The sequence below is a fragment of the Vibrio sp. 1-1(7) genome, from assembly GCF_013048485.1.
Taxonomy (GTDB): Bacteria; Pseudomonadota; Gammaproteobacteria; order Enterobacterales; family Vibrionaceae; genus Vibrio; species Vibrio fujianensis.
Genome location: NZ_VHSP01000012.1, coordinates 1 through 9,168, shown reverse-complemented (window position 1 = coordinate 9,168; position 9,168 = coordinate 1). Strand labels below are relative to the sequence as shown.

Annotated in this window: 8 protein-coding genes; 7 read left to right on the top strand and 1 reads right to left on the bottom strand. The window is 39.1% G+C overall.

Annotated features, from left to right (window positions below):
• Nucleotides 1-363 precede the first annotated feature (363 nt).
• From FKN05_RS16215 to FKN05_RS16175, 6 genes are all read left to right on the top strand, one after another.
• Nucleotides 364-1,197, top strand: a complete 834-nt coding sequence (locus FKN05_RS16215) for a DUF4393 domain-containing protein (protein WP_170887974.1) — start codon at nt 364-366, stop codon at nt 1,195-1,197.
• A 640-nt stretch (nt 1,198-1,837) separates the two neighbouring features.
• Nucleotides 1,838-2,251 carry a VOC family protein gene (locus tag FKN05_RS16210; RefSeq protein ID WP_170887972.1) on the top strand — a complete coding sequence of 138 codons (414 nt, stop codon included), beginning with the start codon at nt 1,838-1,840 and terminating at the stop codon, nt 2,249-2,251.
• 237 nt (nt 2,252-2,488) lie between these two features.
• On the top strand, nt 2,489-2,776 hold the full coding sequence (locus tag FKN05_RS16200; RefSeq protein ID WP_099609958.1) for a hypothetical protein: 288 nt from the start codon (nt 2,489-2,491) through the stop codon (nt 2,774-2,776).
• 136 nt (nt 2,777-2,912) lie between these two features.
• On the top strand, nt 2,913-3,371 hold the full coding sequence (locus tag FKN05_RS16685) for a hypothetical protein (RefSeq protein WP_170887968.1): 459 nt from the start codon (nt 2,913-2,915) through the stop codon (nt 3,369-3,371).
• A gap of 1,958 nt (nt 3,372-5,329) precedes the next feature.
• Nucleotides 5,330-5,827 carry a hypothetical protein gene (locus FKN05_RS16180; RefSeq protein ID WP_170887966.1) on the top strand — a complete coding sequence of 166 codons (498 nt, stop codon included), beginning with the start codon at nt 5,330-5,332 and terminating at the stop codon, nt 5,825-5,827.
• Nucleotides 5,828-5,962: 135 nt separating this feature from the next.
• The gene (locus FKN05_RS16175) at nt 5,963-6,928 is read left to right on the top strand and encodes a hypothetical protein (protein ID WP_170887964.1); all 966 of its coding nucleotides are present in this window, start codon (nt 5,963-5,965) and stop codon (nt 6,926-6,928) included.
• A gap of 1,150 nt (nt 6,929-8,078) precedes the next feature.
• Here the strand turns inward: FKN05_RS16175 and FKN05_RS16165 are convergent.
• Nucleotides 8,079-8,411: a PBPRA1643 family SWIM/SEC-C metal-binding motif protein gene (locus FKN05_RS16165; protein ID WP_042988174.1), complete on the bottom strand. Its 333-nt coding sequence runs from the start codon at nt 8,409-8,411 to the stop codon at nt 8,079-8,081.
• A 239-nt stretch (nt 8,412-8,650) separates the two neighbouring features.
• Between FKN05_RS16165 and FKN05_RS16155 the strand changes: the two genes are divergently transcribed.
• On the top strand, nt 8,651-9,142 hold the full coding sequence (locus FKN05_RS16155) for a GNAT family N-acetyltransferase (RefSeq protein WP_249339331.1): 492 nt from the start codon (nt 8,651-8,653) through the stop codon (nt 9,140-9,142).
• The last annotated feature ends 26 nt before the right edge of the window (nt 9,143-9,168 follow it).

Sequence of the window (9,168 nt, the reverse complement as noted above, 5' to 3'; positions counted from 1 at the left end):
TAAAAATCCAGGGCGTTGGTCTCGTGATATCAGAAACTGTGAGCCTGTTGGTGAAGTGCATTTAAATCCAGAAAAAGATGCTGCTTAATATCTAAGCAAATGATGACAACTAACTTGAAAAACACCGTCGTTTCAGTTTTCTGGGTTTTAGCTTTTGTTTGTCAGTCAAAACCGAGTTAATTTTGGTTTAGGTAAAACGTAAGTCATTGAAGCTTAAACATAACAAACGCTTCAAGAGGGACAGCCAACGCGCGGCATTTTTACTATGCGTTGGTTTTTGTGATTACGGTGTTATGCGGAAGCTTGGTAATGGCGTTGGCTGCCCCTTAAGCGGGCGTTATACCTACAGGAGGTAAATTTCAGATGAGTGAAAAAAGCGAAATGACAGAAACGATTGATGCAGTATCGAAGTTGGCTGAACATGTTCCAATATATCAAGACCTTGTTCAGCCAACAGCTGTAGAGATGGGAAAAAATTTACATACAGTTTCAAAAGTAGTAACAGTCGCTTTAGCTCCAGTCAGAGGCCTTGTATGGGGATTTGAAAGAATCGAATCTTACTTGAGTCAAAGCTTAAGTAAAAAACTAGAAAACACCCCTGAGTCAGAAATTGTTGTACCACCAACTAATATTGCTGGACCAGTATTCGAGGCTATGCGATTCACATCAGAACAAGCAGAGTTACAGAATATGTTTGCCAACTTACTTGCTAACTCAATGGATCAATCAACGAAAGCTAAAGCTCACCCTGCCTTTGTTGAAATTCTTAAAAATATAAACGGTGATGAAGCAAGAGTTTTAAAGCATATCGCGCTTACTCGCAAAGGTAGTAGTTTTACTCTTCCAGTTATTGACCAGGCTGCTTTTTATCCACAGCGTCAGGGTACAACAATCATTCATCCTTTAACATCATCTATTGGCTATCAGGCTAGTTGCAAAAATCCCGAGTTAACAGCCACATACTTAAATAATCTAGTTAGGTTAGGTATATTTTCTGTAAGCGAAAACTCTTTAGTTAGAGAAGGTGTGTACGATTGTGTTGAGCAATCAGAGCTGTACCAGAATAATAGGCTACATATTTGCAGCATGAAGTCATATTTAGATGAACCGCTTGATTATAGGGCATTGAGAAAGAGCATTTCTCTAACTAAGTTTGGTAAAGATCTGTTGGATATAGCTGTTTGTGATAAAGGATAGGTATAACAAAGCGTTTAAGTGGGATTTGGCACGCGTGGCATTTTCGGTTTGCATTGGGTTCAGTGATTATGGCACTGTGCGGTAGCTTTTGTATTGCGTGCCTGCACCCCTTAACGCGGCGTTATGTAACCGTAGAGAAAAAAAACCACAATGCATTGAAAAATAGATATTTTTTATGATTGATCTAATTTAAATTTCGACTTTCTTTAAGTTAGTTTCGTACATGTTGATTTAGCTTTCGGCTTCTTTATTCTTCGAATCTTCAGATTGTTGTTAATGATTCAGCGGGTTTGCGATAAGTTTGGTGGTAGTCATTTTTTTCTTTGAACTAGGGCTCGCAGTTTTATTGTTGTCACGCAAATTCTACTGGGTTACTGCTAACTTTTCATGTAAGTTAAATGATATTTGGCAATGTTGTTCTTTGTAATGCTTTGAAATGGTTAGCAAAGTTACATAACAAAGCATTTAAGAGGGACAGTCAACGCTTGGCAGTTTTGGTTTGGTTTAGCATTTGAGGTGACGGCTGGTTAATTTGAGCGCAGTGTTTTGCGTTGCCTGCCCCTTAATGCGGCGTTATGTGCTTTCGGTAAACGTTCAAAAGTAGTATAGAATCAGGTGTTTAAACTATTGGAAAGCAATTATGCCTAAAGTCGTCCAACAGCAAATTGGCAATATCGCCCTTGTGGTCGAAAACTACGATGATGCCATTGATTTCTATACTAAAAAGCTTCAGTTTACGCTAGTTGAAGATACCGATTTAGGTGGCGGTAAGCGATGGGTTCAAGTTTCACCACCCAATTCGAATGGGACAAATTTACTGTTAGCTCAAGCGAGTACAGATGAACAAACTCAGTTTATCGGTAATCAAACTGGCGATAGAGTTTTCCTATTTCTACAAACGAATGACTTTTGGCGAGATTATGAGCTGATGAAAGCGAACGGTGTTGTTTTCAACGAATCGCCACGAATTGAAGAGTATGGAACGGTTGTAGTATTTCAGGATCTTTATGGAAATAAGTGGGATTTGTTGCAATTAAGCAGCGATCATCGTTAGTACGCACATAACAAACGGTTCAAGAGGGACAACCAACGCGTGGCATTTTTACTGTGCGTTATTTTTTGTGGTTACGGTGTTATGCGGAAGCTAGGTAGTAGCGTTGGTTGCCCCTTAACCGGGCGTTATGTGCTTATGCATCTAATTTGGGCTGTATCGCATAATCAGTACAGGTTTTAAGGAATGTTTCCAGTTATAGAGTAGGATTTTTCGAGGGTGCAAACGGAGTTCTCGCTTATGAATACTTGGAAAAGTAAAAGGTTAAACAGGTGGAAACAAACTCGTAAAAAAGGACGGGGTCATTACGTTTTAAAAACTACTTTAATTGCAACTGGTTCAGTCTTGTTTGGAAAAACAGTTGGTTTCATCCTATTTGACAAAGTTCGCACGTGGTTAGAATTCTGGTTTGATTTCGGTTTGTCGACACTGGTATTACTTGCTCTTGGGGTAGTTTTAGGTTTTGTAACGTGGAGTGTCTCAGAGTCTTGGTATAGACGAGAAATTAATAAACAAGAACGCACATAACAAACTGTTTAAGAGTGATTCGCAACGCGTGGCATTTTTACTATGCGTTGCGTTTAGTGTTTAAGGTGGTATGCAGCAGCTTCGGCATTGCGTTGCTCACACCTTAACAGGGCGTTAGCTTACAAGGTACTACGGTGTGTTTCTACTAAGTCGTAAAGAGTCAAAATTAGGTTATTGCCTAAAAGCGTCTGCTGTTTCTTTCTGCTCCGCAGGTGCGTTTGCGGTGATTGTTGATCTTCTTTATGGTCTCCCCGCTGATGGTCCTGATGTGGGAATGACTTTGGTTGATGTGCTTGGAACAGTTTTGGTTGGCCCAGCCTTAGAAACATTATTGATGACACTGATACTGGTGCTCATCGCAAAATTTACAGACAGAATTTTTTTAAGTGCCTGCTTGTGTGCGTTTATCTTTTCTGTTTTACATTCTATGTCACACCCACTTTGGGGCATGTTTACATTCATGCCATTTGTTGTTTTTGGGGTGGCATTTCAAGTATGGCGGCAGAGTTCACCAAAAGTAGGGTTCACAATAGCCTTTTTAATTCATGCGCTTCACAATAGTTATGTCCTCTTAGTTGGCATGTTAGGACAGTAAGCTAACAAACGCCTCAAGAGGGACTGTCAACGCGTGGCGTTTCCAGTCCCATTGAGCCGCGGTGGTTACGGTTGTTGTGTTTGAGTTTAGTGTTATGCGTTGCCAGCCCCTTAGGCGGGCGTTATGTTTAATCACCAAAAATCAGTTGGTTGCATCTTTTCTTGCTCCCTCGGCTTGTTGGTTTTGTGTTTGTCGGCAAGTTGGCTTCGTCTGGCGCTACTTTCTGGACATCTATTCTTTGGCGCTGGAAATTCAGAGAATTGCCTCAGTCGATTTTCGAGTACGCGCGAGGTTGGTTCGGCTGGCTCAATCAATATTGTGATCACAGGTTTTTGGGCTTGAATTGCCAAAATTCGAAGTCTGTTTTTCAAATCTATGAGTCGTTTCAGTTTTTTAGGTCTTGGCTTTTGTTTGTGAATCAAAGCTGAGTTAATCTTGGTTTTGGTAAAACGTAAGTCATTGAAGCTTAAACATAACAAACGGTTCAAGAGGGACAGCCAACGCGTGGCATTTTTATTATGCGTTGGTTTTTGTGGTTACGGTGTTATGCGGAAGCTTGGTAATGGCGTTGGCTGCCCCTTAACCGGGCGTTATGTAACCGTAGAGAAAAAGACCACAATGCATTGAAAAGTGGATGTTTTTTATGATTTATCTAATTTCAATGTCGATTTTCTCTGAGTGGGTTTTGTGCATGTTGATTTAGCTTTCGGCTTCTTTGTTCTTCGAGTTTTCCGTTTTTTCTTAATGGTAAAGTGGGTTTGCGATAAGTTTAGTGGTAGTCATTTTTTTCTTTGAACTAGGGCTCGCAGTTTCGTCGTTGCCACGCAAATTATACTGGGTTACTGCTCACTTTTCATGTAAGTTAAATGATATTTGGCAATGCTGTTCTTTGTAATGCTTTGAAATGGTTAGCAAAGTTACATAACAAAGCATTCAAGAGGGACAGTCAACGCGTGGCAGTTTTGGTTTGGTTGGCATTTGAGGTTACGGTTGGTTAATTTGAGCGCAGTTGTTTGCGTTGTCTGCCCCTTAATGCGGCGTTATGTAACCGTAGAGAAAAAGACCACAATACATTGAAAAGTAGATGTTTTTTATGATTGATCTGATTTCAATGTCGATTTTCTCTGAGTGGGTTTTGTGCATGTTGATTTAGCTTTCGGCTTCTTTGTTCTTCGAGTCTTCCGTTTTTTCTTAATGGTAAAGTGGGTTTGCGATAAGTTTGGTGGCAGTCATTTTTTCTTTGAACTAGGGCTCGCAGTTTCGTCGTTGCCACGCAAATTCTACTGGGTTACTGCTCACTTTTCATGTAAGTTAAACGATATTTGGTAATGTTTTTCTTTGTAATGCTTTGAAATGGTTAGCAAAGTTACATAACAAAGCATTCAAGAGGGACAGTCAACGCGTGGCAGTTTTGGTTTGGTTGGCATTTGAGGTTACGGTTGGTTAATTTGAGCGCAGTTGTTTGCGTTGTCTGCCCCTTAATGCGGCGTTATGTAACCGTAGAGAAAAAGACCACAATACATTGAAAAGTAGATGTTTTTTATGATTGATCTGATTTCAATGTCGATTTTCTCTGAGTGGGTTTTGTGCATGTTGATTTAGCTTTCGGCTTCTTTGTTCTTCGAGTCTTCCGTTTTTTCTTAATGGTAAAGTGGGTTTGCGATAAGTTTGGTGGCAGTCATTTTTTCTTTGAACTAGGGCTCGCAGTTTCGTCGTTGCCACGCAAATTCTACTGGGTTACTGCTCACTTTTCATGTAAGTTAAACGATATTTGGTAATGTTTTTCTTTGTAATGCTTTGAAATGGTTAGCAAAGTTACATAACAAAGCATTCAAGAGGGACAGTCAACGCTTGGTAGTTTTGGTTTGGGTGAGCATTTGAGGTTACGGCTGGCTAGTTTGAGTTTAGTTGTTTACGTTGCCTGCCCCTTAATGCGGCGTTAAATTATAAGGTAAGTTATGCATATTTTATTATTTATATTTTTTGTTATTTCTCTGCCAGTGAATGCGAAAACATTCGATATTAGTAGATTCAACAATGCTAATCAGTTGATTTGGGATGATGATTTCAAATTGCACATAAATGAATATTTTGGAATTACACAAAAAAAATATTTTTGGTCAAATGCTACCATTTCTGAACAAGTAAAAGCTGGGTTCGGTGGGGCACCCGAGAACGTAAAAGCTCTAGGAGACAAGGTGTATCTTGTTAGTGCTTGTCGAGCTCATTCTTGTGATGAAAAATCAGCCTATATTACAAACGGTGATTTAGAGCTTTTTGCTGTTATTTCGTACCTTTGTGAAAATGATAGTAGAGATATAACATATTGTCCTGATGGGCAATTAGTCATTTTCTATAAGGATATTTTAGCTAAGGATTCATTAAGCAGTCATCTTATCGACTGGAAAGACTCTCATGTACCTAAGGCAAAAGTTATATACGAAAAAATAATTTAACAAAGCATTTAAGAAGGACAGTCAACGCTTGGCAGTTTTGGTTTGTTTGGCATTTGAGGTTACGGTTGGTTAGTTTGAGCGCAGTTGTTTGCGTTGCCTGCCCCTTAATGCGGCGTTATATGCTTTGGAGATGAGATGATACAGTGTGAAAATAAGAAAAACATATACCTAACACCCGAGAATAAAGTTAAAGTTAGCTACGCTAATTATCTTGAATGTGTTCTCGATATAATTTCACGCCATGCCACGGCTACTCAGATGAGGAAAATCAAATCAGACCTGCAGTTGATTGGTGATAGTTTTGTAGAGGCGAAATATCTACAGGCTGCTTGTGAATCCTCTGTTGCTGCGAGCATTGCTGTAGCATATGGTGATACTTTCGAATATGAGCCCAAGCTTAACCCTCCTTCAGACGTGGATTGTTCATTTTCAGCATTTGGCTATAAATTCAATATAGAAGTTAAATGCCCTGACTATACAAAATATCATGACCATCAAGCTAAAGATTGCTATTCAATAGGTGCTATGGGACGCTTGGATAATTACTTTGACGCTTATGAGTCTATTAAGACTCTGCTTGGAAATGAAAAATCAGTAGAAAAACAAGTGCATATGGACAACAAATTAAAGGATTACCTGCTTTCATGTCAGAAAAAATTTTCGGATGAAACGTCAGAACAAGAGCTTAATATTCTGTTAGTTTGTTGTGACTCAGCAATGGACATGCAAAAGTGGGTACACTATTTATATGGTTCTAAAGGTTTACTGACGGAGGAGTCGTTCGTAGAACCGAATCTTTATAGTAATGTTGATGTTGTTATTCTTACCAATTTATATCATCGGCATTATTCTTATTGGCAAAAGGATAAACTGTCAGAGCATTGGAGTTTGGGTAAATCATTTAATTTAATATTTAAAAATCGAAGCATAAAAAGAGGCAAAGACCGCGCTATATTGTGTTTGGTTGATATATTCCCTAACTATTCAAAAGAAATTTCAGAGTATACGCTTAAAGAATTTGAGGAAATAACAAGAGTTCCTAGGTTCGTTAAATTTGTAGAAGAAAAAAACGGTGAATATCTATTTCAACCACGCATATAACAAACGCTTCAAGAGGGACTTCCAACGCGCGGCATTTTTATTATGCGTTGGCTTTTGTGGTTACGGTGTTATGCGGAAACTTGGTAGTAGCGTTGTCAGCCCCTTAAGCGGGCGTTATGTAACCGTAGAGAAAAAGACCACAATGTATTGAAAATTAAAGTTTTTTATGATTTCTTTACTTTGAATTTGGCTTCAGCTTTGTATGTTCGGTACTTTTAACTAATTGTTTATATTGGTTATTTTCAAATTTATAAACCTAGTTTTATTCATATTGGCTTAGTTTTCGTCTCCTTGTTCTTCGAGTCTTTGCTCTGAGCTTTATTGGTAAAGCTAGTTTGCGATAAGCTTGGTGGCAGTCATTTTTTTCTTTGAACTAGGGCTCGCAGTTTCGCCGTTGTCACGCAAATTCTACTGGGTTACTGCTAACTTTTCATGTAAGTTAAACGATATTTGGTAATGTTTTTCTTTGTAATGCTTTGAAATGGTTAGCAAAGTTACATAACAAAGCATTCAAGAGGGACAGTCAACGCTTGGCAGTTTTGGTTTGGTTGAGCATTTGAGGTTACGGTTGGTTAATTTGAGCGCAGTTGTTTGCGTTGCCTGCCCCTTAATGCGGCGTTATGTAACCGTAAAGAAAAAAGACCACAATGCATTGAAAAATAGATGTTTTTTATGATTGATCTAATTTCAATTTCGACCTTCTTTGAGTTAGTTTCGTGCATGTTAATTTAGCTTTCAGCTTCTTTATTCTTCGAATCTTCGGTTTGTTGTTAATGATTCAGTGGGTTTGCGATAAGTTTGGTGGCAGTCATTTTTTTCTTTTAACTAGGGCTCGTAGTTTCGTCGTTGCCACGCAAATTCTACTGGGTTACTGCTAAATTTTCATGTAAGTTAAACGATATTTGGCAATGCTGTTCTTTGTAATGCTTTGAAATAGTTGGGAAAGTTACATAACAAAGCATTCAAGAGGGACAGTCAACGCTTGGCAGTTTTGGTTTGGGTGAGCATTTGAGATTACGGCTGGTTAATTTGAGCGCAGAGGTTTGCGTTGCCTGCCCCTTAATGCGGCGTTATACCGCTTTAACTTAAGAACTGAGTGCCTACATAGTAAAAACCGTCAGAAGACGGCTTTTAATGTAACAATCGAGGTTTAAGCACAGCACTTTTTGTATTTTTTGCCGCTTCCGCAAATGCACGGTTCATTACGCTCTGGTGTTTTCTCGTAAGTGATGGTTTTGGGTTTATTTAATAGCGTATCAAGCTCAACTGTGTTCTCTGGTTGCTTTGAATCAATGACAATACGGGCCACGATAGAATGCTCAGAAAGCAACGTTTCGATCTCTGCTTTACGAGTTTCGGTTTGAACAACAACATGGATAGGAGCTTCTTCAGAGCCTGCTCTTACGTCACGTTTTACGTTGTAGCCCGAAATGACGTGGTTTTGTCTAGCGTCGATTCGGCCTTTGAAAAATAGTTTGGACATTTGCTACTCACTGCGGATAGGTATGGTGTGATTTGGCCGCGATTATACGGGACTATAGCAATTGATAAAGAAGTTCCTACAAAGTGCATGGGTTTGCGGTATAACAAACGCTTCAAGAGGGACAGCCAACGCGTGGCATTTTTACCATGCGTTGTTTTTTGTGATTACGGTGTCATGCGGAAGCTTGGTAATGGCGTTGGCTGCCCCTTAAGCGGGCGTTATGTTTTTAAGAGGAAATCATGTTTACATTGGATGTTGATACCGATCTGAAACTGGCTTTGGTTAATCCCCAGTTTGCTCCGATCTATCTTGAAATTGTTAGTCGAGAGCGAGAATATTTGAGTCAATGGCTAGCTTGGCCTCCTCATGCCAGCAATGAAGAGTTTTTTCTTAGCTTTATCAAAAGTTCATTGCATGATTATGCTGATGGAAAATCCTTAGTTTGTGGAATGATTTATCAAGATAAGTTGGTTGGAAATATCAGTTTTAACAGTATTAACCATCAACTTAAAAAAGTAGAGATTGGCTACTGGTTAAGCTCAGAATATCAAGGTAAAGGTATTGTGAGTAAGTCAGTTTCAAAACTGGTCGACTTGGCTTTTACTGAACTTGACATGGAAAAGGTTCAGATATCGGTGTTTTTCAAGTTAGTTGTCATCATTTGCTTAGATATTAAGCAGCATCTTTTTCTGGATTTAAATGCACTTCACCAACAGGCTCACAGTTTCTGATATCACGAGACCAACGCCCTGGATTT

What these genes read in the sequence shown, in the direction of transcription:
- FKN05_RS16215 (WP_170887974.1), top strand. Translation starts at nt 364, where the DNA reads ATGAGTGAAAAAAGCGAAATGACAGAAACGATTGATGCAGTATCGAAG.
- FKN05_RS16210 (WP_170887972.1), top strand. Translation starts at nt 1,838, where the DNA reads ATGCCTAAAGTCGTCCAACAGCAAATTGGCAATATCGCCCTTGTGGTC.
- FKN05_RS16200 (WP_099609958.1), top strand. Translation starts at nt 2,489, where the DNA reads ATGAATACTTGGAAAAGTAAAAGGTTAAACAGGTGGAAACAAACTCGT.
- FKN05_RS16180 (WP_170887966.1), top strand. Translation starts at nt 5,330, where the DNA reads ATGCATATTTTATTATTTATATTTTTTGTTATTTCTCTGCCAGTGAAT.
- FKN05_RS16175 (WP_170887964.1), top strand. Translation starts at nt 5,963, where the DNA reads ATGATACAGTGTGAAAATAAGAAAAACATATACCTAACACCCGAGAAT.
- FKN05_RS16165 (WP_042988174.1), bottom strand. Translation starts at nt 8,411, where the DNA reads ATGTCCAAACTATTTTTCAAAGGCCGAATCGACGCTAGACAAAACCAC.
- FKN05_RS16155 (WP_249339331.1), top strand. Translation starts at nt 8,651, where the DNA reads ATGTTTACATTGGATGTTGATACCGATCTGAAACTGGCTTTGGTTAAT.